Here is a 25,555-nt window from a genome sequence, read left to right on the forward strand (position 1 = left end):
CCTTAGTTTACCGATGTTAATTTTAAATTTACCTGCTCTAATAATTGTTGTACCGCTGCTTCTGATAAATGAAGTAATGGTTTTGGATACACACCAATTGCAATAACCAGGGCACAAATAATGTATAATACAACTTTCTCTGAACCTTTAATATCAGTAAAGCTAATCGTGAGATCGTTCGTTTTACCTAGCATCATATTTTGGTACAGGCGTAACATATACACGGCACTTAGAATAATAGTTAGTCCCGCAAATACGGCTGCCCAAATGTTGAACTGGTAGATACCTAATAGCAACAAAAATTCACCAATGAAACCACTGGTTCCTGGCAAGGCAATGGTACCGAATACAATGATCAAAAAGGTGACGGCTAATTGAGGCGCTACTGTAGCAAGACCACCAAGTTCGGCAATTTTATTTGTCTTTAACCTGCTGAAGATGATATCAAGGACAAAGAACAATCCAACCACATTAATACCATGACTAAGCATTTGTATCATGGCGCCTTGCATACCCTGTGTATTTAAAGCAAAAATACCTGCAGAAATTAAGCCCACGTGTGCAATGGATGAATAGGCAATAAGTCGTTTAGCGTTCTTTTGAGTAAAGGCGATAATAGAAGCGTAAACCACCCCTATGATAGATAATACTAAAGCGGTGGTACCCCAATCCTGAACACCCATTGGAACAATAGGCAATAGCCATCTGATAACACCATAGATACCCATTTTTAACATAATACCAGCCAACAACATGGTTCCGGTTGCCGGAGCTTCTGTATAGGTATCTGGTTGCCAGGTATGAAAAGGAAAAACAGGCATTTTTATAGCAAACGCAATAAAGAAAGCCCAGAAAACCCAGCCCTGGTGAACAGCATCAAGCTCTAAATTATAAAAAGCCTGGATGTCAAAATTCTGTAATGGATTCTGTAAATAAAGATAAATGATACCCAGCAACATAAATAACGAGCCTGCGATGGTGTAAACAAAAAATTTCATGTTCACTTTAACGCGGTCCTTACCGCCCCAGATGGCGCAGATAAAATAGATAGGTATTAATGCGGCTTCCCATCCGATATAAAATAGAAAGGCATCTAATGCTGTAAATACAACCAATAAACCGGCTTGCATAAACAATATTAAAGCATAGAAGGCATGAGTTTTTAAATAATCGTGTTTATAACTCGCTAATATAATAATGGGGATAAGCACATTGGTCAGCAATACAGAAATTAAGCTGATGCCGTCTATACCGGCATGGAAGCGAATACCAAGATCTTGTATCCATGGATAGTTCACGGTGAACTGTGTACTGGCATCGGGCGTAAAATTACCAACAATAACGAAGGTTAAGGCCAAAGAAACCAGCGCAGCTACTAAAGCTACATATTTAGCTGATTTGCCAGAAAACGCGGTAATTAGTGCGCCAACCAGCGGTAAAACGATAAGAAGTATTAAAAGTTGTTCCATTATGTTTCTTTGATCGATCGCTTATAGAGATAAGTAAGTATACAATAACAAGGAGATGATTCCAACAACCATCATTAATATATAAAAGCCAACATTACCAGTTTGCAGTAACCTTAAGCTTTTACTGGCTTCAGAAGCACTCCATCCAAATCCGTTCACCAGGCCATCGACTACCTTCGTGTCGATAATCCGATAGAAGAATGCCGAAAAGGCATCTAAAGGTTTCCTGATCAGCATGTCGTATATTTCATCGACGTAGAATTTGTTGTAAGACAAACTTTGTAGAACCGGTCTTTTTGTTTCATCTGTAACTGGCACATGTGCTTTTTTAATGTATTTCTGGTAAGCAAGGCCAATGGCGACTAACACGCCAAGTACGGAAACTGCCATCAACATATATTCTGTTGCATGACTAGGAGCTGTACCGTGGTGTTTGATAATAGGAGACAACCAATGGGATAACCAATGACTACCGCCAAGGGCTTCTGGAATACCAATAGCACCACCAATTGCAGATAATACAGCCAATACGATTAATGGAGTAGTCATACTCTTAGGCGATTCATGTATTTTTTCTTCCTCATGGTGTGCCCCTCTATGTTCGCCATAAAAAGTTAGGTATAACATTCTGAACATGTAGAATGCCGTTAAGAAAGCAGTGAACAATGCAATAGCCCATACAATTTTGTTGTATTCAAAGGCATGAGCAAGAATCTCGTCTTTAGAAAAGAACCCTGAAAAAGGTGGAAGCCCGGAAATGGCTATAGTACCAATTAACATGGTCATAAAGGTAATGGGTAGTTTTTTGCGTAATCCGCCCATCTTGCGCATATCCTGTTCATGATGCATAGCATGGATTACCGAACCGGCACAAAGGAATAATAAAGCTTTGAAGAATGCATGGGTAATCACATGGAAGAGAGCACCATCATAAGCGCCAACACCAAGACCGATAAACATATAACCTAATTGTGATACCGTAGAATAAGCAAGCACCTTTTTGATGTCAGTCTGCGTTAAAGCGATTAACGCGCCTAACACAGCGGTAGCTAAACCGACAATAGTAATAAGGTGTTGAATAACCGGAGCCAGGTCAAATAAGATATTAGAGCGGGCAATCATATAAACGCCTGCCGTTACCATGGTAGCCGCGTGTATTAATGCAGATACTGGTGTGGGCCCGGCCATGGCATCTGGTAACCAGGTAAACAATGGCAATTGTGCCGATTTACCACAGGCTCCGATAAAAAGGAACAGGGTAATTAAAATAATTGGGGTGTGACCTGGTAACAGGTTTTCGGCCAATGGGAATACTTTAGAGAATTCTACACTTCCAAAAGTAGTGTAAATCAAAAAAACGGCTAATAAAAAGCCTAAATCTCCAATACGGTTGATGACGAATGCTTTCTTTGCAGCCGTAGCGTAGCTGCTCTTGGTGTACCAAAAGCCGATTAAAAGATAAGAGCAAAGTCCCACGCCTTCCCAGCCAATAAACATCACAATATAGTTGGAACCTAAAACGAGTAACAACATGAAAAAGATAAATAGGTTGAGGTAGCTGAAATACTTACCAAAACCTTCATCATGTTGCATATACCCGATGGAGTATACATGAATTAAAAATCCTACTCCGGTGATGATTAACAGCATGATACTGCTCAATGGATCAACCAGAAAAGACATTGGAATATGTAAATTCCCGGCACTGATCCAGTCGAATAGGAATATTTCATGTGACTTATTTGCATCTGCACCCAATTCAAGGAAAATGCCTGCGCTCAGGGCAAAGGAAAGCAATATTACACCGCTGCCTATAAAACCAATCAGGTTTTTAGACATTGAGTTTCTACCCAGACCATTTATAATAAAGCCTAAAAGTGGAATCAACGGAACCAGCCAAACTAAATCTATCATCTTATAATTCTATACTTAATAATTACCACTTAAGGCGATTCAACACATTAATATCTGTAGACTGGGTGTTTCGGTAAACCATAACGATGATACTTAACCCAATGGCCACTTCGGCAGCAGCCAATGCCATAATAAAAAACACGAATACCTGACCCGAAGCATCATTATGATGCACAGAAAAGGCGGCAAGCAATAAGTTTACTGCATTTAGCATCAACTCTACCGACATAAAAATAACTATAGCATTTCTTCGGGTTAAAACCCCAATCACACCAATGGTGAAAATAATGGCACTTAGCCAGATGTAATGGTTAAGCGGCACTCCCTGCAGTTCTTGCGTAATATTTTCCACTATACTTTTTCTTTTTTAGTTAATAATACTGCTCCAACCATGGCGGTTAATAATAATACCGATGCCAATTCAAATGGAAGCATAAAGGGCCCAAATAATTCTTTACCCAGGTTTTTAACCAGGCCTAAATTAGGATTTTTTAAAACCAATGGATCTGCCAGTGCAGTTGCTTTTAAAGAGCCAATGAGTGTGACTACTAAACAGCATCCGGCAATAACGCCAATAACTTTGACCAGGTTAGATTTTGTAGGTTCGTTTTCCTCATTGAGGTTCAGCAGCATCAGCACAAACAGAAAGAGTACCATAATGGCCCCCATGTAAACAATGAAGTTAACAACAGCCAGAAACTGTGCGTTCAATAGAATGTAATGAATGGTGAAAGTGAAAAATGTGACAATCAAGTAGAGTACGCTATGCACCGGGTTCTTAGCAAAGATAACCATCAGTGAAAAGAATATACTTAATATTGCTACGATATAGAATACAGATGTACCCATTTATAATTTGTTAAACTGTTTAATTAAAAGCCGAAAGGCACCAATATTATTTTTTCTCTAGTGGTGCTTCCACCAGTTTGTCTTTTCCGTAAATAAAGTCTTTACGCAGGTAATCTGAAGGCACTATAGGACCATCTAAATAAATGGCTTCTTTTGGGCAGGCTTCTTCACATAAACCACAGAAAATACACCTCAGCATATTGATCTCATAGACAACAGCATATTTTTCCTCCCGGTAAAGTTCTTTTTCCTCCGTTTTACGTTCCCCGGCAATCATGGTGATGGCTTCTGCCGGACACGATAGTGCACAAAGACCACAGGCGGTACAACGCTCGCGTCCATCTTCATCCCTTTTCAAGGAATGCATTCCCCTGAAGTTAGTTGAAAACTCTCTTTGCACTTCAGGATACCTGATGGTGGCCTCTTTTTTGAAAAAGTGGCTGATGGTTATTGCCAGTCCTTTTCCAATAGCAGGCAAATACATGCGCTCAGCAAAGGTTAAGGGCTTTTGTTCTAATACTTTCTTTTTATTGGTTAATGGTTCCATTAAACCTCCTTTTATATCCGCAAGCGGAACGTTAAAATTTCTCTACTAATGCAATCACCACACCGGTGATAATAATATTTGCGATGGCCAATGGGATTAAAACTTTCCACCCCAGGTGCATCAATTGGTCATAGCGGAAACGTGGAATTGTCCAGCGTACCCACATAAAGAAAAAGATAAATGCAAATATTTTAATGAATAATACCAGGGTACCAATGATTGGTCCGAAAATAGGTCCTACATTTAACAATACCCAATCCATACCCGGATAGTTATAACCACCGAAATAAAGGGTTGCTATAACTGCCGAAGAGACAAACATATTGATATACTCTGCAAACAGGTAAAAGCCCAGTTTCATAGACGAGTATTCGGTATGGTAACCACCAATTAATTCTGTTTCACATTCTGGCAAATCGAACGGCGCCCTGTTTGTTTCTGCAAAGGCACAGATTAAAAATATGATAAAGCCCAGTGGTTGATACAGCACATTCCAATGCCAGCCATGCTGCTGGTCTGAGATTTCGCGTAAACTCATGGTGCCTGTAACCAGCAATAATGCAATAATGGAAAGCCCCATGGCAATTTCGTAACTGATATTTTGTGAGGCTGCACGGATGGCACTTAACAAGGAATACTTGTTATTTGAAGCCCAGCCCCCGATCATTACGCCATACACACCTAAAGAAACTACACCGAAGATATATAAAACACCTACATTAATGTCAGCAACCTGCAAGGGAATAATACGATCTCCAATGGTAATATCAGAACCCCATGGAATAACTGCCGTTCCTATACAGGCCGTAAGCATGGATAAACCAGGACCTACCATAAATAACCAGCGACTGGAATTGGTAGGAACGATTTCTTCCTTCATAAACATCTTTAAACCATCTGCTAGGGGTTGGAATATCCCAAAAGGACCCGCGCGATCCGGCCCTAAGCGGTCCTGCAAAAACGCTGCAACTTTCCGTTCTGCATAGGTAGAATACATCGCAATCAACAGCGTAACTCCAAATATAATGGAGACAAGTATAAATTTTTCTATCATTAACGAGTTCTCCATTAGAATTTACTGGTTTTTTCTAGTTCAATTTTATTAGCCAATTGTAATGTTGGATTGTCCTGAATAACAGGTAATGGAACCATCGTCTCGTAATGATTAGAAGCGATTACCGAGGCATCACTAATATGTGTAGGGTGTTCAAGTACCCAGTCAATAGTTTTCTTCTTGTCAAAACGACAAGTATTGCAGATAAACTCCTCTACTTCTCCGTAAATATCTTTGCGGGCAGTTACCCTAAGTACATCTTCGCCTTTATACCACAAGGTTACCTTACCATTGCAAGTCGGACAGTCGCGATGTGCGTCAATAGGTTTAGTAAACCAAACACGGTTTTTAAAACGAAATGTCTTATCTGTTAAAGCACCTACCGGGCAAACATCGATCACGTTTCCAGAGAAATCATTATCAACAGCTGTTTGGATATAGGTAGAAATTTCTGAATGATCACCACGGTTTAAAATTCCATGTACTCGTTTATTAGTGATCTGATCGGCTGTAAACACACAACGGTAGCATAAAATACAACGGTTCATGTGTAATTGTATCTTATCACCAATATCGATTCGCTCAAAAGTACGACGTTCAAATTCGTACCTGGTTTTCTGTAAACCATGTTCGTAACCCAGGTTTTGTAAATCACATTCACCGGCCTGATCACACACCGGGCAATCCAATGGGTGATTAATCAGTAAAAACTCTACAACACCTGCACGCGCTTCAATAACCTCTGGAGAGGTAATGTTCTGCACTTCCATACCATCCATCACTGTAGTCCGGCAAGAAGCCACAAGTTTTGGCATAGGTCTTGGATCTTTTTCTGACCCTTTGCTCACCTTAACAATACAGGTACGACATTTACCGCCACTGCCTTCCAATTTGGAATAATAGCACATCGCAGGAGGCACAATATCGCCACCTATTTGCCTTGCGGCATTTAAGATCGATGTACCGGGTTCGACTTCAACAGTTATACCGTCTATGGTAACCTTAACTTTATCACTCATTGTTAAAGATATTCTTTAATTTTCTGTAGTAACTTCTGCTTTCGCTATGGGTTCAGCATAATTAGCTAAACCATAATTTGTATCCAGGCATTTAACTGGCTCTTTTACATGCCACTCAAATTCATCCCTGAAATGTCTGATTGCACTGGCCACTGGCCAGGCTGCAGCATCGCCTAACGGGCAAATTGTGTTTCCTTCAATATTTTTAGCCACATTGATCAATAAATCAATATCACTCATTTTACCGTGTCCGTATTCCAAACGATGTAAAACTTTCTCCATCCATCCGGTACCTTCACGACAAGGGGAACATTGACCACAGCTTTCATGTGAATAAAAGCGTGCAAAGTTCCAGGTATTTCTAACCATACACTGGTCTTCGTCAAAGGCTATAAATCCACCTGAACCCATCATTGTGCCTGTTGCAAAACCACCTTCTGATAAAGATTCATAGCTCATTAACCTTGGGTCACCATTAGCAAGTTTCAGGGTAAGATTTGCTGGTAATACCGGAACCGATGAACCGCCGGCAACAGTGGCCTTAAGCCTTTTACCATTGGCAATACCACCACAGTATTCATCAGAATAGATGAATTCTTCCACTGGCAAGCCAAGCTCAATTTCATAAACCCCAGGTTTTACTAAATTTCCTGACGCTGAAATCAACTTTGTACCTGTACTACGGCCAATTCCTATTTTTGCATATTCTTCACCCCCATCATTGATAATGGGAACAACAGCTGCAATTGATTCGACGTTATTCACTACAGTCGGCCGGCCATATAAACCAGCAATAGCAGGAAAAGGTGGTTTAATTCTTGGATTACCCCTCTTGCCTTCTAATGACTCTAATAAGGCCGTTTCCTCGCCACAAATATAGGCACCACCACCCGGCTGAACATAAAGCTCCAGGTTGTACCCTGTTCCCATGATATTCTGCCCGAGAAAACCAGCGTTCCTAGCTTCAGCAATTGCTTTTTCCAGAATCCTGATTTGTGGCATCATTTCACCACGTACGTATATGTAGGAAGTATTGGCACCTAGAGCATAACTCGATACAATCATCCCTTCAATTAAAGCATGAGGGATATGTGTCATCAAGTACCGGTCTTTAAAAGTCCCAGGTTCAGATTCATCTGCGTTACAAACCAGATAACGTGGAACACCTTCTGGTTTCGCCAGAAAACTCCATTTCATCCCAGTAGGAAATCCCGCACCCCCACGACCGCGCAAGCCGGATTTTTTAACTTCTTCAACCACCTCCTCAGAAGTTAAGGTCTTCAAAGCTTTCTCCACTGCACGATATCCGCCTTTTTGACGATAGACATCAAATGTATTGATGCCAGGAACGTTTATATGTTCTAATAATAGTTTACGAGCCATTATTTATTACGTAAGTTCTCTATTAATTCATCCACCTTTTGCTCGTTCAGGTTCTCATAGAAAGTGTAATCAGGGCCAATTTGTAAAACAGGTCCATAACCACATGCGGCTAAACATTCTACGCCTCTCCAGCTAAACAAGCCATCTGGTGTTACCGTATTCTCTTTAACGCCCAGCTTTTGTTCAATATGGGACATTATTTTTTCTGCTCCCACTAAACAGCATGGACCGGTACGGCATACTTCTAAGACATATTTACCTGAAGGTTTTAAAAAATACATCGAATAAAACGATGCCACTTCATAAACCTCTATCGGCTCAATATCCAGAAAAGCAGCAACGCGATCCATTGCTGAAGTACTTAACCAGCCTTGTTCGGCCTGAACCTCATGTAATAAGGGCAACAAGGCAGATTTTTGTTTACCTTCCGGGTATCTACCTGCTATCTCTTCAAACTTTGAAAGCAAAGTTGATGAAAAGTCCACAGGTTGTTGTTCTTCTACTTTAAGCATCTAGTTCTCCTGCTATAATATTCATGCTACTCATGTTAATGATGGCATCCGATAGCAGCATCCCCTCACTCATTTTAGCATACATTTGATAATTTATAAAACTTGGACGTCTGAAGTGTAAACGATATGGTGTTCTTCCCCCATCGTTAATCAGGTAGAAACCAAGTTCACCATTTCCACCTTCCACAGCATGGTAAACTTCCGCTTTTGGTGCGTCAATTTCTCCCATTACGATCTTAAAATGATAGATTAAGGCTTCCATGTTATTGTAAACCTCTTCTTTGGCTGGTAAATAAAATTCAGGAACATCAGCGTGAAAGATCCCAGCAGGCTCACTTTTCAACTTTTCTAAAGCTTGTTCAATAATCCGAACACTTTGCCACATCTCTTCATTACGCACCAAATAACGGTCGTAAATATCACCACTGGTACCTACAGGAATTTCAAAATCGAAGTCTCCATAAGACGAATAGGGTTCACTTACCCTAACATCGTAATCTATACCTGTAGCACGTAAAAGTGGCCCTGTCCAACTGTAACTTAATGCAGTTTCTGCGGTTACGCAAGCTACGCCGGCAGTTCGATCAATAAAGATTCTATTTCTGTTAAGCAGACTTTCAAATTCTCTAAGCGCAACTGGAAACTCTTTTAAAAACTTGTTGATTTTCGCAAAAGCAATATCATTAAAATCACGCTCAAACCCGCCTATACGTCCAATATTTGTGGTTAATCTTGCACCACAAATCTCTTCATATATTTCATAAATGTGCTCTCTGAATTGGAACAAATATAAAAACGTGGTGGTTGCACCTGTATCCTGAGCGATAATAGTATTACAAATGATGTGATCGGAAATTCTGGCTAATTCCATAATAATTACCCGCAGGTAATCAACGCGTTTAGGCATCTGGATGTTCAGTAATTTCTCTACAGTCATATGCCAGCCCATATTGTTAATCGGCGACGAACAATAATTTAACCGGTCTGTTAAAGGGGTGATTTGATAAAAAGGCCTATGTTCTGCAATTTTTTCAAAAGCACGGTGGATATAACCTATCGTAGACACTCCACTTACAATACGTTCTCCATCTAACTGTAGAACATTTTGAAAAACCCCGTGTGTAGCGGGGTGTGTTGGGCCTAAGTTTAAGGTTACCAATTCATTCTGAGGATCGTTGTCTGTATATACTGGCTGATTACTCATTTTATTATCTACCAAAGTATTCGTCTTTTTTGTCAACTCTATTTGGATCTTCCAATGGGTATTGTTTTAACATTGGAAATACCCCTAAGTCATCCATATTTAAAATTCTTCTTAAGTCAGGATGACCTTCGAATTTAACTCCAAAAAAATCATAGGTTTCACGTTCCATCCAATTGGCGCCATCCCACAACGAAGTAGCTGAAGGAATTATGGGTTCATGTTGGTCGATAAAAACCTTTACCCTAACCCTGATCTTTTGCACCAAATTATGCAGATGATAAACAACTGCAATTCCATGTTTCTTTTCAGGATAGTGTACTGCTGTGATATCGGTAAGAAAACTAAAACTAGTCTTTGCATCCTCTTTTAGAAAGGTCAAGACAGGTATAATGACATCTTTCGTAGTTTCAAACGTTAATAATCCATAGGGTTCATTAACGTTTAGAATTTTACCATTAAATTTTTCACTTAGCAGCTGGATTAATTCACTGTTCTTAGTTTCTTCCATTATAATATCCCGTATGAAGCCAACATTTCCTTGTACTGATCAGAATCTCTCCTTCTGGATGATTCACTCTTAACAAGTTCCTGAATTTTACCGAAACCATCTAAAATCGCTTCCGGTCTAGGTGGGCATCCAGGGACGTAAACATCAACAGGGATGATTTCATCAATGCCTTGAAGTACCGAATAGGTATCAAATATGCCACCGCTAGAAGCACATGCACCAACAGCCATCACCCATCGGGGCTCTGCCATTTGTAAGTACACTTGTTTCAAAACAGGGGACATTTTTTTGGCAATGGTACCCATTACCATCAGTAAATCTGCCTGACGGGGGGAGAAACTTAAACGTTCCGAGCCGAAACGACCGAAATCATAATGTGAGCCCATGGTAGCCATAAACTCAATTCCACAGCAGGAAGTTGCGAATGGCAAAGGCCATAAGGAATGGGAACGGGCAAGGCCTACAACTTTGTCCAGTGATGTGGCGAAAAAGCCAGATCCCTCGATTCCTGGAGGTGCATTTACTATATTGATGTCACTCATGATATATACGAAAATGGTCCATCCCTAAATACGGAATGGACCACTAATTTACGATATTTTAGAAAGATAACGACTTTAGCACTTCATTTATAATGGATCTAAATAATTAATTCCAGTCTAATGCCTTCTTTTTTATGACATATATAAAGCCTAGCAAGAGGGTACCCATAAAGATAAACATCTCTATCATCCCTTCCATGCCCAATTCCCTAAAATTAACTGCCCATGGATACATGAAAATGACCTCAACGTCAAATAAAACGAATAATATAGCCACTAAAAAATACTTAATGGAAAATGGCTGACGTGCATTTCCTACTACCTTAATGCCCGCCTCAAAAGTTGACAACTTGTCGATCGTTTTTCTTCTTGGGCCTAAATAGTGGGTAGCAATAAGTGTTACCACTACAAAACCAAGGGCAACAATAACTTGAAATATAATAGGTAAAAAGTCAGAAGGTATACTTTGTGTTTCCATGAAAAATCTTTATACAACAAAAATAACAGAAAAAGGCAGGATAACAACCCTGCCTTTCAAATAGATTTAAAAAGATGTTTATTTTTTTGTTCCGGCTAACTCTTTCAACTTAGCTGGAGCAAATGTTCCTGCTGGATTAGCAGCAACACTTTTTGTAAAATATTCCTTTGCTTTTGCTTTATCAGTATTTGCATAAAATGCACCTAATTGATCATAAGCTTCAGCTAATTTTCTTGCATTTGCAGCAGCTAATTCTGGTTTTTCTACAGTTACCTTTTGAATAAAGGTTTCAAAGTGAGGAACCATTAATCCTTTAGGATTTGCTTCATCATCAATTAAACTGTTAATTCTACCTCTCCATAAATAAGCATCTGTAGTTTCCGGAGCTAATGTAGCTACTTTAGCAATTGCAGAATCTGCTTTAACCAAAATGTCTTTCGATGGATTAGTTTTAGCATTTAATTCGCCAGCATACTGGAAATAACGAGCTAAGCCATTGTAATAATAGCTATACAAAACACCTCTTGCGTTTGGTGCTGCAGCAATTGCTTTATCGTATATGTCAGCAGACTGACCATATTTTTTTGCATCATAAAATGCTTTAGCAATTTCAGTTAAAGATTCCACATTTGTCGAATCCATTTCTACTGCTTTAGTAATGTTTTTTAAAGCTAAGCTATCATTTCCACTTTGCAATAAGGCTTTACCTAAATATAGATAATCTGATCCTACAAGACGTGAAGTATCTGTGGTTTTTGCAAAGAAATCATTCATGTATTGCAAACTTTGTGGATAGTTTTTGTTCTCATAAGCTGAATATCCACGTAACCTTAATACAACAGGCGCTTTTGGATCATTTGCACTTACTGATGCTAATGCACTTGTTTCTTGTTCTAAAGTTTTGAAATCTTTTGCATAAAATAAGAACTGAGCATAACGTAATCTCGATTCAAATGATTTATCAGTTAAATCCAGGTACCTTTTGTAGTTTTCTAATGCAGATGCCGCTTTAGCATCAAAATTTTGAGGTTCAAAATTCGCCCATTGCATATATAGCTCAGCAATCTCACGGTAAGCTGGACCGTAGTTAGCATCAGCAGCAATTACTTCTTTTAAGGTTGATTCAGCCTCAGGAAAAGCTCTTGACTCTTTATACATTCTACCGATCTGAACTTTAGCACGGTGTAGATTTGGGTTAATATTTAAAGCTCTTAAGTAGTTCTGTAAAGCCTCTGAATTTTGTTTTTGTTTAGCATGGAAATCACCAAGCGCTAAAAATGTTTCAGCATCTTTATCGTCCTTGTCCAATTCATCAGCTTTCTTCAAGAAAGTCAATGCAGCAGCATAATCTGGTTTTTCAGATGCTACATAAGCTTTACCAATAAACATTGCTGGAACATGATCTTTTTTAGATGCGATGTCAAGTGCTTTATCAAAATTAGTTTTTGCTGAGGCCGCATTATTTGTTGCTAGATCTGCTTCACCTAATCCTATATAATTTAGGGCGAATTTAGGATCTGCTGCAACTCCTTGCGTAAATACAGCACGAGCTGAATCTACATAATCAGTACGCAGATATACTTCACCTAAGTAATAAAAATTTTCACCTTTCTTTCCCTGAGAGTTTACTAGTGTCTTTAGCATAGAAGTAGCTTTCTGATACTGTTCAGCGTCTAATGCCTTTTTTGCATCATCTAAACTTTGAGCAAAAGAGGCAGAACCTACCACTGCTAGACCTAAACTTAAGGCTATTGCTTTTTTTGTCATTTTCATGGTTCGTTTTCGTTAAATCGTTAGGAAGCTTATAAACACTTCGCTTGTTTCAAATATATAATTATTTTTAATTTTTAAGATTAAATTCCCTCGATGTGAGTTTATGCGGACCTAAACCTGATTTTAAGACAATCAGCTGTCCACGTTGGCTCACTAACCAGTTTGCAAAACCTGTGCCCAAACCTAGTTTACCCTCACCATTGATGATGTAAATGTTACGTAAGAATGGATATATCCCACTTATGAGATGATTTTGAGTAGGCTTATAAAAACGGTCATCCCCTTTTTTGCCCTGAAGATTCTTCACACCCATTAATCTGACCTGTTGCATGTAGTCCTTTCCCTTGGCATCACCCTGTAATAACCAGTTCACACCTACCACACCTATGTAATCTTTATGCAATCCAATGTATTTAATAACGTCATCATTGCTGTTTAAAGTATACACTCCTTTTTTAGGTAAAGATTTAACGCCGGCAAGTTCCTTAAAATAACGAACGGTACTGGAGTAGGCATTATCAAAAACCAAGCTTCTATTGCTGGCACTAGTACCTTTTAATATGGATATCACTTCATCTACAGTAATTGTAGAATCCGCATTTTCTTTACTGGTAATCAAAGCTATACCATCTATTGCAAAACGTGAGGCCCTTACCGGAATTCCTCGGTTTGCATAAATTTTTTCCTCAGCTGAGGTCAGCATCCTTGATGAGATCATCACCCTAACACTATCATTTAAAAAAGTTGGAAGAATTGCACTTTCCTGCCCTGGAATAATTTTAAAATTAGCATTTGGATAGTCCGATTGAAATACAGCGATCTGATCGTCGACGACATTACTAAAAGATTCATCAACTAAAATAGATACATCTCCCTCAGTTCTTGACACGACAACTTCTTTTTCTTCTTTGTCTTTGCATGAAGAAAAGGCCATCAATATGAATAAGATAAAACCGCAATATTTCATTTAATCCTCCCTTTTGTTGATCAACCTGTAAAAACGTAGTATGGCGTAGGCAATTAATAATATACCGAACAGTATTCTGTACGTCGGTGTGATGTCGAATGGAATGTCTTTCCAAAAGATGAGCAGGATGCCCAGAGCTAGATATAACGAGAGCATAACAAGCCCTAAAATAAACAGAAATCGCTGTTGTGGCGATTTCTGTTTAAAAAAATTGAAGTCAATCATGTTTATTTTTCTTATTGACTTAAAGTGAAGCTTATAGGTATGTTATATTTAACACGTACTGGTTTACCGTTTTGGATACCAGGAGTCCAACGCGGACTAGCCTTTAAAACCCTAACAGCTTCTTCATCTGTTCCACCGCCTAATTTACGATCTACTTTGATGTCTGTTAATTCACCGTTTTTCTCAACAACGAAAGATAAAAACACTTTCCCTTGTATGTTATTCTCAGCTGCCATTGGAGGGTATTTTACAGCTCTTTTTAAGTAAGCATAAAATTTATCCATTCCACCTGGAAAACTTGGTTGTGTTTCAATACTTACGAAATCGTAAACTTTAGTATCTTCCACTACAGCAGCTTGTTTTGGTCCTTCTCCAACTGGAGCGGCAATTACAATATCAGCATCAGGATCACCAGCAATGGTTTTCTGACCTGGATCTGCTTTTTTCAAGTCCTCAATCTGAGGAGGTTCTTCGTCACGCACCAAATTATCCGGCTTTACAATTGGAGGAGGAAACTTAACCTGATCCTGTTTTGGCGGCGGTGGCTCAACCGGTGGTGGCGGAGGGGTATCCGGGTTCACCGGCGGTGGTGGCGCAACGGTAACCTCTACTTGTTTAACTATCTCCTCTTCAGGAAGGGCACCCTTAATCATCGAAATAATCTTGGGTGTTACGAACAACAGCACGAATACTGTTCCTGCATAAAGTAAGGATTTAGTTGTATTTGAGCCGTTTTGTCTTCGGAGCTCGTAAGCACCGTAGCTTTTATTTTTCTGTTCAAAAACAACATCAAGCCACTCTTTTCTGAATAAATCTATTTTAGAACCGAACATTGCTTTAATGTTTTAATGTTTAATTTATTATTATAAAATTCCATTTTGCTGCATGAAACTTTTTTCTGAATCCAGGATGTTCTCATCATCAATCGCTGGTGCAGTGGTAATCTTAGTGATGTTCAGTTCATCCATAATATCAACAAAGTTTTTGTATGTCGCACCTGAAGTAGGTTTGATAACTATGACTAAGGTCTTCTTAGGATCATTATTGTTTAAATCAGCTACTTTCTTTTTATTCTCCAGTATTGATTTTCTAACGTCTGCAAATCCTTCGATATTAGGTTGGCTTTTACCTGCTTCACCCATGTACCAGGCAACTTTATTGTTCTTACCTAACAAAATAGTCATGGTTTGAGAAGCTCTTAATTCAAGCCTGTTCGTATCATCCTTTTCATTTTTGTCTGGTTTTGCAATATCCATTGCGATTGGCTTCGAAAGCGAGGTGGTTAGCATGAAGAAAGTAATCAACAAGAAGGCTAAATCAACCATCGCAGTTAAATCTACTTTGGTATTAGCTTTTTTGGTCCTTACTTTACCGCCGCCCTTTTTACCACCCCCGCTGGAGGTATCTAATTCTGCCATTGTCTGTTATTTATTCGCCGCCTTCAGCAGTCGTAATTAAACTAAATTTGTTAATTTTTTGCTTCTGTAGAATATCAACAATAGTTTTAATATTTGAATACTCTTCCTCTGCATCACCTTTGATACTAATTCTCATCGACGTAGAATGCAATTCTGCAACCGCTTTACGCGAATTCAATATCCAGTCCGCTAACTGATTGTTTACCGAATCTGTTGGAATCCCTGTTTGTAATGGTGATTCTGTTCTTGAAGCCTCATCTCTTAAAGCAATAAATTGTTTTAAGCTTTGAATTGGAACTCCAAATGACTGGATAACACCAAAACGCTCACGCTCTTCAGGAGTAAAGCTGATTTTATACTGCTCTCCCATTTTATCAAGCGTTGCCATTTTCACGTCTTTTCCAGCAACTTCATAGAACACTTTTCCGTGACCAATAGACAACTTCGCAATATCAATATCCGGAACCGGAATCTTGTAGGTTGAAGATGGAATACTGACATTCAAGGGGTCAGGCTGGCGTGCTGTTGCTGTTAATATAAAGAACGTCAATAACAAGAAGGAAACATCGCACATGGCGGTCATATCAATCGAGGTACTGGTTCTTTTAACCTTTGCTCTTGGCATAATCTTTTAAATTACTTATGTTTTTAACTAATGATGTTTAATCTCCCGGTTTTCCATAAAGCCGGTAAAAAAAATTCATTATTCTTATTTATGCGTAGATGCATAAGTTTGGATGATGCTAAAACCTGCTTCATCAATTGCATAAGTTAATTTGTCAATTTTAGAAGTCAGAATGTTGTACATGATAATCGCAACAGTTGATGTAGCAATACCAGTAGCTGTATTAATTAGGGCCTCAGAGATACCATTCGCAAGTGCTGCCTGATCTGGTGCTCCTGATGTAGCTAAACCACCGAAAGCCTTGATCATACCTGTTACTGTTCCTAATAAACCTGTTAATGTACCAACTGATACTAAGGTTGCAATTACAGTTAAATTTTGTTCTAACATAGGCATCTCTAATGTAGTTGCTTCTTCAATATCTTTTTGAATAGCTAAACATTTTTGATCTGTATCCATGTTTACTTCCACTTCCATTTCGCGGTATTTTTTCAAACCAGATTTAATTACGTTTGCAACTGAACCTTTTTGTTTGTCACACTCAACCATTGCACCTTCAATGTTGCTTGAAGCTAAATAGCCTTGAATTTTTTTGATGAAAGCATCTAAACTTCCAGAACCTGTAGCTTTACTAATTACGATAAAACGTTCTACTGAGAAAACAAATACCATTAGAAGCATTCCGATTAAAACTGGAACGATCGGTCCACCTTTGTATGCCATAGCTGCATAGTTTCCAGGAAGTGGCTGATTTGATGAATCATTGTCAATGAAATTACTTGGATCTCCTAATACAAATTTGAATAGAATAATTCCGATAATAATACAAATTGGGATCACTAACATTGCGAATAAATTCGATGCTGAAGAGCTAGAGCCATCTTTTGTAACTGTTGTTGGTTTTGGTGCGTTTGCCATTTTTTTTTAGTTTTTTTAGTTTTTTAAACCTTGTTTTTTTGAAAGATTTGTTAAAATTTATTCAGTAATACAAACAACGACTAATATACACAATTGTTGTAGTAACAAATTTAGAACTTTGATTGACATTATAACATAAAATATCAATCTAATTTAAAATGTCACTTTCGCGTATTTTCCCCTTAGACGAAGTATATATCAAAAAAAGACTGCCTCTCTCGAGACAATCTTTCACAAGTAAAACCAAAAAAAAAATTAAATGCAAATTTTTAGATAAAAAAAAAGCTTTAAACAGCGATTTCGTTGATTTTAGGCAAAGAACTCCTCATTTCTGCATTTGCTGAAGAATCAAACTGCTTAAAATTCTCAATAAAGGCTGCCGCCAGTTCATTCGCTTTTGCATCATATAATAGTGGATCAGCCCAGGTATTTCTTGGATTCAATATTTCAGCAGGAACATCCGGACAACTTTCCGGCATCTTTAAACCAAAAACAGGATGCACCAGGTAACTTACTTCATCAAGTTTTCCGCCTAATGCCGCCGTAATCATTGCTCTGGTATAGGCTAATTTCACTCTTTTTCCTACACCATAGGCCCCACCGCTCCATCCTGTATTAATCAACCATACATTTACCTGGTTACGTTCAAGCTTCTCTCCCAATAATTCTGCATAACGGGTAGGGTGTAAAGGTAAAAAGGCCTTACCGAAACAGGCAGAAAATGTAAGTTGTGGTTCAATTACACCAGCCTCTGTACCTGCAACTTTTGCCGTATACCCCGAAATAAAGTGAAACATAGCCTGTCCGGTTGTCAACTTTGAAATTGGCGGTAACACACCAAAGGCATCGGCTGTTAAAAAGAATATATTTTTAGGAAGGCCTGCCAAAGACGGCACCATAGCACTTTCAATGTAATTAATTGGATAAGCTACTCTCGTATTTTCAGTCTTTTCAATGTTTGAAAAATCTACTGTACGCGTTCCTGGAAAATAATTTACATTTTCCAGCAAAGACCCAAACTTAATGGCATTAAAAATTTGCGGTTCCTTCTCTGCAGTTAAATCTACACACTTGGCATAACACCCGCCTTCAAAATTAAAGACACTTTCTTCCGCCCAGCCATGTTCATCATCGCCTATCAAATTCCGCTGTGGATCTGCAGATAAGGTGGTTTTCCCGGTGCCCGAAAGTCCGAAAAAAATAGCCGTGTCTCCCGCTTTCCCTACATTTGCCGAGCAATGCATGGACAAGGTGTTCCGCTGTACAGGTAAAATAAAATTTAAAACGGAGAATATTCCCTTTTTTATTTCACCCGTGTAAGCACTGCCACCAATTAAAATAATCTTCTTTGTGAAATTCAAGATGGTGAAATTACCCTGGCGGGTGCCATCTGTGCTCGGATCAGCTAAAAAATCTGGCGCCGCAATAATGGTCCATTCCGGTTGTACTCCCAAAACATCATAGGCGAACCTCAGAAACATGTTATGAACAAATAAACTCTGAAAGGCCTTTTCAGTTACTACACGGATAGTAGTTTTAAATTCTGGGTTAGCACATGCGTACGCATCCCTGACATAAACTTTTTTACCCTGAAGATGAGTAGTCATCTTGTCAAATAAAATATCGAAGGATGCTTCGCTAATTTTAATATTAACATCACCCCACCATACCGCATCACGGGTAACATTATCGTCAACAATAAATCTGTCTTTCGGAGAACGCCCAGTAAATTTTCCGGTGTCGATGGCCAAAGCACCTGTATCTGCCAAAGTACCCTCCTCATTAAATAAGGCTTCTTCAACTAGTTCTGGAACTTCCAACTGGTAATGCGCATCTACCCCCCCAAGGTTTAAATAACTCAGGTCCGGTTTTTGCAAAAAAACTCTGCTCATATGAATAATGGTTAGTCATGCAAATGTAGCCAGTTTAATAGGTAATTAACACGGATATTTGGAATTAATTTTACTTATTGTCTGCGATACACTAACAACTAACTTGTTAATTAACAGGCATTTGACAACAATAAAATCATTGAAATTAACCTCCGGATTTCTTCACTTTAAAACCTTCTTTTTTAAGCAATTCAACCACTTTATCTCTGAAATCTCCCTGAATTAAAATCTCACCATCCTTGGTGGTTCCACCAACCCCGCATTTAGTCTTCAACATTTTTCCTAACTGCTCCAATGCATCCATTTCACCAACAAAGCCGGCAACAAGGGTAACCGCTTTTCCCCCGCGATTCTTCTTATCCAGCATCACCTTCATGTTTTGTTGGTTATTCGGTAAATTCACCTGACTTGTTTCTTCTTCCTCATAGCTAAAGCCTGGATCGGTCGAATACATGATTCCTCCGAAATCATTAATTACTTTCTTTTTGCTTTTCATTGCTTATTTTTTAAAGTATTTAAATATGCCCAGGTACTATCACCTGTAATGACAACGGCTGAATAGAAATATTAATCTCTTTACCCATTAAAAATGGTTCTCCATCAATATGGATAGCCGCCTCTTGCTCCCGAAAAATCTGAATATTTTTTCCTGTAATAATTTCTACCATATCTGTTTGGTGAGTTTTAGCACTTAACATATAATAAGCAAGGGCAGGGATCTTGTATAATGGGAAATTTTTTACAATGCAAACATCAAGCAATCCATCACTTACCGACGCCAATGGTGAAATATGAGCGTTGTTGCCATATTGTGAAGAATTTGCCACGCTCACAACAAAAGCTTTACGTGTATAACTTTTACCATCAACTACAATACGATAGGTTTCGGGTTTATAGTTGATCATCTCTTTCAATCCTGTTTTCAGGTACTCCGAAAAGCCTCTCTTTTTATTCTTAGCAAAAATTGAACTGATATGTGCATCAAAGCCCATACCTGCCATGTTAAAATACACCTTATCATTAAAAATAGCGGTATCGATTTTACTCACCTGAAAATGGTTAAGTACTTCAATTGCTTTACGGGTATTCATCGGTATTTTTAAAAATCTTGCCAGGCCATTTCCAGAGCCATATGGAATAATACCTAGTACTTTATGCTGATGCATGACCTTAGCACCAATCTCATTGATCGTACCATCGCCACCAACAGCTACAATGATGTCAAAGTTCATGCTTACCGTCTCATCCACAATCTCAGCGGCATGCCCTGCATAGGACGTGAAGCGATAATTAGCATTAAACTTAGAACGATCCAGGTATGCATCAATTAAGTCTGGAATAGTTAATTTATCCTTCCCACCGGAGATCGGATTTATAATAAATAATATATTAGATTTTGCCAAGAGTAAAAGGTTAATTAAACTACAAAATAATCAATATTTTTTGACTATCTGAATATATAGTGTAATTTTGCAGCATTAAAGTGGACTGATTTGCGATGTTATTCTAAGAATAGCGGGATTGCAACCACGTAAAAAAAAGTGCTAACCTTTTACACACTTCCTTTTACCGCCTGTATACAGGGTCATCTTCCATTTTATTTAATTGTTATCTTTATTAACACTAATTATTTAAAATGTCCTATTTATTTACATCAGAATCTGTTTCCGAGGGTCACCCGGATAAGATAGCAGATCAAATATCCGACGCGCTTATTGATAATTTTTTAGCTTTTGATGCGGAGTCAAAAGTCGCTTGCGAAACCTTGGTTACCACAGGGCAAGTTATATTGGCTGGAGAAGTTAAATCAAAAACTTACCTTGATGTACAGCAGATTGCGCGTGATGTAATTAAGAAAATCGGCTATACGAAAAGCGAATACATGTTCGAAGCCAATTCCTGCGGTATCCTTTCTGCGATACATGAGCAATCACAGGACATTAACCAGGGTGTTGACAAAACGAATAAAGAAGATCAGGGCGCTGGCGACCAGGGGATGATGTTTGGGTATGCAACAAACGAAACGGAAGACTATATGCCATTGGCCTTAGATCTGTCGCATAAATTGCTACAAGAACTTGCCGTGTTAAGACGTGAAAACACAGAGATCAGCTATTTACGCCCTGATGCTAAATCCCAGGTTACTTTAGAGTATAACAATGACAACAAGCCTGTTCGAATTGCTGCCATCGTGATCTCTACACAACATGACGATTTCGACGAAGAAGAAATCATGTTAGCCAAGATCAAAAAAGACCTGATCGATATCCTGATTCCAAGAATCATCACTAAATATCCACAATACGCTCACCTTTTTAATGACACTATTGATTACCATATAAATCCAACTGGTAAATTTGTGATAGGTGGTCCGCATGGCGACACCGGCTTAACCGGCCGAAAAATCATTGTAGATACTTATGGTGGTAAAGGTGCTCATGGTGGCGGGGCTTTCTCTGGTAAAGACCCAAGTAAAGTTGACCGAAGTGCTGCCTACGCAACCCGTCACATCGCTAAAAACCTTGTAGCGGCAGGTGTAGCAGAAGAAATTCTAGTACAGGTGAGTTATGCAATCGGTGTAGCTAAACCAATGGGTATTTACATCAATACCTATGGAACAAGTAAAGTCGCACAAACAGATGGCGAGATCGCAAAAATTGTGGAAGAGCTTTTCGATATGCGTCCTTACTTTATCGAGCAACGTTTAAAGCTAAGAAACCCTATCTATAGTGAAACTGCTGCCTACGGGCACATGGGCAGAAAGCCAGAAACAGTGACAAAAACTTTTAAAACACCAAACGGCGATGAGAAAGTGGTTACTGTGGAGTTATTTACCTGGGAAAAATTAGATTATCTTGAACAAGTAAAAGCTGCTTTTGCCTTATAATTAGCGGTACCTGAAATAATATACCCAAAAGAGACTACCCCAAAAGGTGGTCTCTTTTACTTTAAATCTTTGGCTGTAAAACCATTTTGGCTACTTCTTGTTTGTTAGGTATTAAACAAAATCTTTATGGAACGTCCAGTAGAAATGAATACCCTAAGCCAGATCATGGAAAAATTGAGGCAAAAAGGGCTCGATAATGAAATAAAAATGACTGATCATGGCAAAATGCAAGGATCTATCAACAATCAAATTTACACCCCAGAAGATTTAACCATCATAAAAACATATCGTTTCGAAGGTGATTCTGATCCTGGTGATAATGCTGTTCTTTACTTGCTAGAGGATAAAAAAGGCCAGATTGGTTATATTATTGATGCCTATGGCATGTACAGCTCCCAGGAAGGAACAGGGTTTGATGACTTTTTAAAAAAGATACCTACTGCAGACCGCGATCTACAGGAATTATTCAGCTAATTAATAACATCATGTCATCAATTGATGGCATGATGTTTCCTACACTTTTGGCGTTTTAACAGAGATATCTTTTACAATTTCATCCAATTCTAAAGCTGAACTTAACAGGTAATCAAATAGCCGATTATTATCTGAATTGGTAGTTTCCTCTTTCTTCAACAAATCAATCAGGCTCATCATCCGCGTTAAAGGCGCACGAACCACATGAGATTGCATCCATGCAATTTCTTTCAGCTTTTCATTTTGCTTCTCGATATCCTCAAAATGGTTTAACCGATCAGTAATATCACTTGCCAGCACCAGGTAAGTTTCTTTTTCATTAAATGACATCGGATTGCTTCGAATATCCATATGAAGGACTTCCCCATTTTTATGCTGCTGCCTGAATACTCCCTGAAATACCATGTTCTTTTCCAGATTTGCCGACTCCATCACCTTTAAATAACGGTGCATATCTTCGGCAAGTTTAATCATTGCCGTATTAGCTGACAAAAACTCTTCACGGCTATACCCGTAACATTTAATTGCGGCTTCATTTACATCGATAAACCTCAAGGTATCTACTTCATAGACCCACATGGGTTGTGGACTATGCTGAAACAGTTCATGATAACGTTCGTTCATCACCTGCTGTTTAGACGCAGTGATTTCCCGTTCAGAAATTTCCCGCAGCGCACCATCTTTCTTCAGTTTCCAATCTGTAATATCGATCCCTATCCCTTGAATTTCTCTTGGGCCACCTAATTTATCAGTCAGGCAAACAAAATCCCATAGCGTGTGAATCACACTTCCATCTGAAGCAATTTTATCAAGCTCAACCTGATATACCTTTTCTGGCTGCATCAAACATTGTTCTCCTACATTAAATGCTTGTTTTAAATGATGCGGAAACACTGTTCTCAAACTTTTACAGCCAATAAGGCTATCTCCTTCAGCACTCCAGCCAAACACTTCTTCATATTTTTTATTACAATAAGTGTATTTGCCTTTCAAATCTATCCTCATCACGAAATTAGTTTGTGAATCAGCTAAATCACGTAGTTTCGCTTCATTGGCTAACAAGCTCTGCTCTGTCTTTTTACTCTCGGTAATATCCAAACTCGCACCAAAAAGACTTATTACAGTGCCATTTTCATCAAGCTTTAATTTACACCAGGATTTTAAATGCCTCACCTCTCCATCTGGACGAACAATTCGTTCTTCGTACTCAACACCTTTTTTTGTACTTAATACGCCGCCCATAATTGCCGATACCCTTTCCTTGTCTTCATGGTGAAGAAAATTCAGGTAACTTTCAAAGGTTATTATAGCCTTATTCTTATCCAATCCATAAATTTCAAAAAGGCAGTCAGACCAGGTCAATTCATCTCTTTGGGTATCCCAAGACCAATTTCCAAACTTTGCTAAGTGCTGCCCCTCTTTTAAAAGCGCTACATTTTCCTCCAGATGACCTGAGTATATGCGGCTTTCCAAAATAACTTTTAAAAATGCATGTGCACGTTGAATAATTAGTTCTTCATGACTACCTGGCGACTTAGGCTCGCTGGCATAAAAACCTAAAGTAGCCACCACAGTGCCATCTGCATCCATCACTGGATATGACCAGCAGGCCCTCAAGTTTGTTGCCAGGGCTACTTCCCTTGATTTCGCCCACCTCAAATCGTATTTAATGTCATGCACAATAACGGCTTGCCTTAAAAAAGCCGATGCGCCGCATGAACCAACACATTTGCTAAGCAATAAACCATTCATGGCATTTACATAAGTGTGTGGTAAGGATGGTGCAGCCCAGTTAAAGATGCGGTTATGTTTAACCTGATGAATGGTACATTTGAAATCAGGAAGTATTTCTTCCAGACCAAGCAGGTAGGCCATTAAAATTTGCTGGACTTTTGATCCCTTTTTAGCATTAAGCTTTAATATTTTTTTCTCAAAATACTCAAAATCATTTAATCGTTTGTTTTCTGAAATATCAACCATTAAGGCCCGCAGCAATACAGGTTTCTCCTCATTTGAAATTACTGTTACGAAATTCTTTAACCACACATACCTCCCATCAGCTCTCGCCATTCTGCACTCAAAGTTGAATTTATCATTTTTATGCTTCCGCATACCCAGATATCCCGTGACCAATTCCCGGTCAGAAGGATGAAGATGTCTTTTCCAGAAATCTGGTCCCGACTGCCAATCCTCCATGGAATATCCCAAAACGGGCTTACGCTTTTCATTGGTTAAAGTCAACTCCTGCGTTTCTAAATCCAACTCCCATAATACACCATCAATATTTTCCAGGATCGATTGATATTGTTTGTTGACCACCTCCATTTGCTCAACTCTTCTCCATTCCTCAATATCTACATCATACTTGTCTTGATAATCCTGGCGATTTTTCAACATGATAAAAGAGCAGACAATATAGTCCACCTCATTCTGTTTATTTAAAACAGGAACACTAGACATCTCCACATATTTTGTAACAATTTTGTTGGTAGCCTTAGTATTAAGTACTTTTAATATTGATTTTTCCCAATTTAAATACTGACAAGGAGATGCAGTACCTGTAAAACTTTTTCCAACTAACGCTTCTTCCGAAAAATCAGTTAAGTCTAGATAAGCATCATTAACCGCAACAACGGTGAATTTTGGGCAATTAGGTAGTAAAATTAAACCTGCCGTAGGCCACACTTTAAATATCTCCTGGAATTCTTTAGTGCTTATCATAAGCTAGTTTTCTATTTTTATTAACTAAAGATAATTTTATTTATCAAATAAAAAGTATATTAATAAAAAAGCTAAAACTTAATTTTCACCACATGTAAAAGCAATTAACTTCAAAACAGCTAAGCCGATTATCCCATAACTGATGTTGCATAAATAGATTATCTTTGTGGTTATTA

The 25,555-nt window shown here is 38.6% G+C and carries 26 protein-coding genes; 2 read left to right on the plus strand and 24 right to left on the minus strand.

Annotated elements, in window-relative coordinates; translation table 11 throughout:
- Positions 1 to 2: 2 nt before the first annotated feature.
- The 23 genes from IWX76_RS16230 to IWX76_RS16340 all read right to left on the minus strand — a co-directional run bounded on the left by IWX76_RS16230 (position 3) and on the right by IWX76_RS16340 (position 20,700).
- Positions 3 to 1,469, minus strand: coding sequence for a complex I subunit 4 family protein (locus IWX76_RS16230; RefSeq protein WP_196861073.1), 1,467 nt, complete (start codon positions 1,467 to 1,469; stop codon positions 3 to 5).
- Positions 1,470 to 1,490: 21 nt separating this feature from the next.
- Positions 1,491 to 3,383 carry an NADH-quinone oxidoreductase subunit L gene (nuoL, locus tag IWX76_RS16235; protein WP_196861074.1) on the minus strand — a complete coding sequence of 631 codons (1,893 nt, stop codon included), beginning with the start codon at positions 3,381 to 3,383 and terminating at the stop codon, positions 1,491 to 1,493.
- A gap of 22 nt (positions 3,384 to 3,405) precedes the next feature.
- Positions 3,406 to 3,735 (minus strand): NADH-quinone oxidoreductase subunit NuoK, encoded by a 330-nt coding sequence (gene nuoK, locus IWX76_RS16240; RefSeq protein WP_196861075.1) that lies wholly within the window; start codon positions 3,733 to 3,735, stop codon positions 3,406 to 3,408.
- The gene (locus IWX76_RS16245; protein WP_196861076.1) at positions 3,735 to 4,232 is read right to left on the minus strand and encodes an NADH-quinone oxidoreductase subunit J family protein; all 498 of its coding nucleotides are present in this window, start codon (positions 4,230 to 4,232) and stop codon (positions 3,735 to 3,737) included. The genes nuoK and IWX76_RS16245 overlap by 1 nt, the downstream gene beginning before the upstream one ends.
- Positions 4,233 to 4,278: 46 nt before the next feature.
- Positions 4,279 to 4,779 carry a NuoI/complex I 23 kDa subunit family protein gene (locus tag IWX76_RS16250; protein WP_196861077.1) on the minus strand — a complete coding sequence of 167 codons (501 nt, stop codon included), beginning with the start codon at positions 4,777 to 4,779 and terminating at the stop codon, positions 4,279 to 4,281.
- A 31-nt stretch (positions 4,780 to 4,810) separates the two neighbouring features.
- On the minus strand, positions 4,811 to 5,848 hold the full coding sequence (nuoH, locus tag IWX76_RS16255; protein ID WP_196861078.1) for an NADH-quinone oxidoreductase subunit NuoH: 1,038 nt from the start codon (positions 5,846 to 5,848) through the stop codon (positions 4,811 to 4,813).
- The gene (locus tag IWX76_RS16260) at positions 5,848 to 6,852 is read right to left on the minus strand and encodes a 2Fe-2S iron-sulfur cluster-binding protein (protein ID WP_196861079.1); all 1,005 of its coding nucleotides are present in this window, start codon (positions 6,850 to 6,852) and stop codon (positions 5,848 to 5,850) included. Before IWX76_RS16260 ends, nuoH begins: the two co-directional genes overlap by 1 nt.
- 15 nt (positions 6,853 to 6,867) lie before the next feature.
- On the minus strand, positions 6,868 to 8,235 hold the full coding sequence (gene nuoF, locus IWX76_RS16265) for an NADH-quinone oxidoreductase subunit NuoF (RefSeq protein WP_196861080.1): 1,368 nt from the start codon (positions 8,233 to 8,235) through the stop codon (positions 6,868 to 6,870).
- Entirely contained in the window at positions 8,235 to 8,747 is a 513-nt protein-coding gene (locus IWX76_RS16270) for an NADH-quinone oxidoreductase subunit NuoE family protein (protein ID WP_196861081.1), read from the minus strand. The genes nuoF and IWX76_RS16270 overlap by 1 nt, the downstream gene beginning before the upstream one ends.
- On the minus strand, positions 8,740 to 9,951 hold the full coding sequence (locus tag IWX76_RS16275) for an NADH-quinone oxidoreductase subunit D (protein WP_196861082.1): 1,212 nt from the start codon (positions 9,949 to 9,951) through the stop codon (positions 8,740 to 8,742). Before IWX76_RS16275 ends, IWX76_RS16270 begins: the two co-directional genes overlap by 8 nt.
- Before the next feature lie 4 nt (positions 9,952 to 9,955).
- The gene (locus tag IWX76_RS16280) at positions 9,956 to 10,459 is read right to left on the minus strand and encodes an NADH-quinone oxidoreductase subunit C (RefSeq protein ID WP_196861083.1); all 504 of its coding nucleotides are present in this window, start codon (positions 10,457 to 10,459) and stop codon (positions 9,956 to 9,958) included.
- Positions 10,459 to 11,001, minus strand: a complete 543-nt coding sequence (locus IWX76_RS16285; RefSeq protein ID WP_196861084.1) for an NADH-quinone oxidoreductase subunit B — start codon at positions 10,999 to 11,001, stop codon at positions 10,459 to 10,461. The genes IWX76_RS16280 and IWX76_RS16285 overlap by 1 nt, the downstream gene beginning before the upstream one ends.
- Before the next feature lie 106 nt (positions 11,002 to 11,107).
- Positions 11,108 to 11,479, minus strand: a complete 372-nt coding sequence (locus IWX76_RS16290; protein ID WP_196861085.1) for an NADH-quinone oxidoreductase subunit A — start codon at positions 11,477 to 11,479, stop codon at positions 11,108 to 11,110.
- A gap of 78 nt (positions 11,480 to 11,557) precedes the next feature.
- Positions 11,558 to 13,252, minus strand: coding sequence for a tetratricopeptide repeat protein (locus IWX76_RS16295; protein ID WP_196861086.1), 1,695 nt, complete (start codon positions 13,250 to 13,252; stop codon positions 11,558 to 11,560).
- A 67-nt stretch (positions 13,253 to 13,319) separates the two neighbouring features.
- A complete protein-coding gene (locus IWX76_RS16300) occupies positions 13,320 to 14,186 on the minus strand; it encodes a substrate-binding domain-containing protein (protein ID WP_334642101.1) in 867 nt (288 codons plus the stop codon).
- A gap of 33 nt (positions 14,187 to 14,219) precedes the next feature.
- Entirely contained in the window at positions 14,220 to 14,444 is a 225-nt protein-coding gene (locus IWX76_RS16305) for a hypothetical protein (RefSeq protein WP_196861088.1), read from the minus strand.
- A gap of 11 nt (positions 14,445 to 14,455) precedes the next feature.
- A complete protein-coding gene (locus IWX76_RS16310) occupies positions 14,456 to 15,277 on the minus strand; it encodes an energy transducer TonB (RefSeq protein WP_196861089.1) in 822 nt (273 codons plus the stop codon).
- Positions 15,278 to 15,307: 30 nt separating this feature from the next.
- Entirely contained in the window at positions 15,308 to 15,862 is a 555-nt protein-coding gene (locus tag IWX76_RS16315; RefSeq protein WP_196861090.1) for an ExbD/TolR family protein, read from the minus strand.
- Positions 15,863 to 15,872: 10 nt separating this feature from the next.
- The gene (locus IWX76_RS16320; RefSeq protein WP_196861091.1) at positions 15,873 to 16,487 is read right to left on the minus strand and encodes an ExbD/TolR family protein; all 615 of its coding nucleotides are present in this window, start codon (positions 16,485 to 16,487) and stop codon (positions 15,873 to 15,875) included.
- Positions 16,488 to 16,571: 84 nt separating this feature from the next.
- Positions 16,572 to 17,405: a MotA/TolQ/ExbB proton channel family protein gene (locus IWX76_RS16325; protein ID WP_196861092.1), complete on the minus strand. Its 834-nt coding sequence runs from the start codon at positions 17,403 to 17,405 to the stop codon at positions 16,572 to 16,574.
- 287 nt (positions 17,406 to 17,692) lie between these two features.
- Positions 17,693 to 19,297 (minus strand): phosphoenolpyruvate carboxykinase (ATP), encoded by a 1,605-nt coding sequence (gene pckA / locus IWX76_RS16330; protein WP_196861093.1) that lies wholly within the window; start codon positions 19,295 to 19,297, stop codon positions 17,693 to 17,695.
- 145 nt (positions 19,298 to 19,442) lie between these two features.
- Entirely contained in the window at positions 19,443 to 19,793 is a 351-nt protein-coding gene (locus IWX76_RS16335; protein ID WP_196861094.1) for a translation initiation factor, read from the minus strand.
- 19 nt (positions 19,794 to 19,812) lie between these two features.
- Entirely contained in the window at positions 19,813 to 20,700 is an 888-nt protein-coding gene (locus tag IWX76_RS16340; protein WP_196861095.1) for a diacylglycerol/lipid kinase family protein, read from the minus strand.
- 233 nt (positions 20,701 to 20,933) lie between these two features.
- Between IWX76_RS16340 and metK the strand changes: the two genes are divergently transcribed.
- Both metK and IWX76_RS16350 read left to right on the plus strand, forming a co-directional pair.
- Complete coding sequence (gene metK / locus IWX76_RS16345; RefSeq protein WP_196861096.1) at positions 20,934 to 22,184, plus strand: methionine adenosyltransferase; 1,251 nt, start codon at positions 20,934 to 20,936, stop codon at positions 22,182 to 22,184.
- A gap of 126 nt (positions 22,185 to 22,310) precedes the next feature.
- Positions 22,311 to 22,658 carry a hypothetical protein gene (locus IWX76_RS16350; protein WP_196861097.1) on the plus strand — a complete coding sequence of 116 codons (348 nt, stop codon included), beginning with the start codon at positions 22,311 to 22,313 and terminating at the stop codon, positions 22,656 to 22,658.
- A 39-nt stretch (positions 22,659 to 22,697) separates the two neighbouring features.
- On the opposite strand, the gene IWX76_RS16355 is transcribed toward IWX76_RS16350, so the two are convergent.
- On the minus strand, positions 22,698 to 25,379 hold the full coding sequence (locus IWX76_RS16355) for a PAS domain S-box protein (RefSeq protein WP_196861098.1): 2,682 nt from the start codon (positions 25,377 to 25,379) through the stop codon (positions 22,698 to 22,700).
- Positions 25,380 to 25,555 lie beyond the last annotated feature (176 nt).

It is taken from the genome of Pedobacter sp. CAN_A7, from assembly GCF_015752175.1.
Lineage (GTDB): Bacteria > Bacteroidota > Bacteroidia > Sphingobacteriales > Sphingobacteriaceae > Pedobacter.

What these genes read in the sequence shown, in the direction of transcription:
- IWX76_RS16230 (WP_196861073.1), bottom strand. Translation starts at nt 1,469, where the DNA reads ATGGAACAACTTTTAATACTTCTTATCGTTTTACCGCTGGTTGGCGCA.
- nuoL (WP_196861074.1), bottom strand. Translation starts at nt 3,383, where the DNA reads ATGATAGATTTAGTTTGGCTGGTTCCGTTGATTCCACTTTTAGGCTTT.
- IWX76_RS16245 (WP_196861076.1), bottom strand. Translation starts at nt 4,232, where the DNA reads ATGGGTACATCTGTATTCTATATCGTAGCAATATTAAGTATATTCTTT.
- IWX76_RS16250 (WP_196861077.1), bottom strand. Translation starts at nt 4,779, where the DNA reads ATGGAACCATTAACCAATAAAAAGAAAGTATTAGAACAAAAGCCCTTA.
- nuoH (WP_196861078.1), bottom strand. Translation starts at nt 5,848, where the DNA reads ATGGAGAACTCGTTAATGATAGAAAAATTTATACTTGTCTCCATTATA.
- IWX76_RS16260 (WP_196861079.1), bottom strand. Translation starts at nt 6,852, where the DNA reads ATGAGTGATAAAGTTAAGGTTACCATAGACGGTATAACTGTTGAAGTC.
- nuoF (WP_196861080.1), bottom strand. Translation starts at nt 8,235, where the DNA reads ATGGCTCGTAAACTATTATTAGAACATATAAACGTTCCTGGCATCAAT.
- IWX76_RS16270 (WP_196861081.1), bottom strand. Translation starts at nt 8,747, where the DNA reads ATGCTTAAAGTAGAAGAACAACAACCTGTGGACTTTTCATCAACTTTG.
- IWX76_RS16275 (WP_196861082.1), bottom strand. Translation starts at nt 9,951, where the DNA reads ATGAGTAATCAGCCAGTATATACAGACAACGATCCTCAGAATGAATTG.
- IWX76_RS16280 (WP_196861083.1), bottom strand. Translation starts at nt 10,459, where the DNA reads ATGGAAGAAACTAAGAACAGTGAATTAATCCAGCTGCTAAGTGAAAAA.
- IWX76_RS16285 (WP_196861084.1), bottom strand. Translation starts at nt 11,001, where the DNA reads ATGAGTGACATCAATATAGTAAATGCACCTCCAGGAATCGAGGGATCT.
- IWX76_RS16290 (WP_196861085.1), bottom strand. Translation starts at nt 11,479, where the DNA reads ATGGAAACACAAAGTATACCTTCTGACTTTTTACCTATTATATTTCAA.
- IWX76_RS16295 (WP_196861086.1), bottom strand. Translation starts at nt 13,252, where the DNA reads ATGAAAATGACAAAAAAAGCAATAGCCTTAAGTTTAGGTCTAGCAGTG.
- IWX76_RS16300 (WP_334642101.1), bottom strand. Translation starts at nt 14,186, where the DNA reads ATGGCCTTTTCTTCATGCAAAGACAAAGAAGAAAAAGAAGTTGTCGTG.
- IWX76_RS16305 (WP_196861088.1), bottom strand. Translation starts at nt 14,444, where the DNA reads ATGATTGACTTCAATTTTTTTAAACAGAAATCGCCACAACAGCGATTT.
- IWX76_RS16310 (WP_196861089.1), bottom strand. Translation starts at nt 15,277, where the DNA reads ATGTTCGGTTCTAAAATAGATTTATTCAGAAAAGAGTGGCTTGATGTT.
- IWX76_RS16315 (WP_196861090.1), bottom strand. Translation starts at nt 15,862, where the DNA reads ATGGCAGAATTAGATACCTCCAGCGGGGGTGGTAAAAAGGGCGGCGGT.
- IWX76_RS16320 (WP_196861091.1), bottom strand. Translation starts at nt 16,487, where the DNA reads ATGCCAAGAGCAAAGGTTAAAAGAACCAGTACCTCGATTGATATGACC.
- IWX76_RS16325 (WP_196861092.1), bottom strand. Translation starts at nt 17,405, where the DNA reads ATGGCAAACGCACCAAAACCAACAACAGTTACAAAAGATGGCTCTAGC.
- pckA (WP_196861093.1), bottom strand. Translation starts at nt 19,297, where the DNA reads ATGAGCAGAGTTTTTTTGCAAAAACCGGACCTGAGTTATTTAAACCTT.
- IWX76_RS16335 (WP_196861094.1), bottom strand. Translation starts at nt 19,793, where the DNA reads ATGAAAAGCAAAAAGAAAGTAATTAATGATTTCGGAGGAATCATGTAT.
- metK (WP_196861096.1), top strand. Translation starts at nt 20,934, where the DNA reads ATGTCCTATTTATTTACATCAGAATCTGTTTCCGAGGGTCACCCGGAT.
- IWX76_RS16350 (WP_196861097.1), top strand. Translation starts at nt 22,311, where the DNA reads ATGGAACGTCCAGTAGAAATGAATACCCTAAGCCAGATCATGGAAAAA.
- IWX76_RS16355 (WP_196861098.1), bottom strand. Translation starts at nt 25,379, where the DNA reads ATGATAAGCACTAAAGAATTCCAGGAGATATTTAAAGTGTGGCCTACG.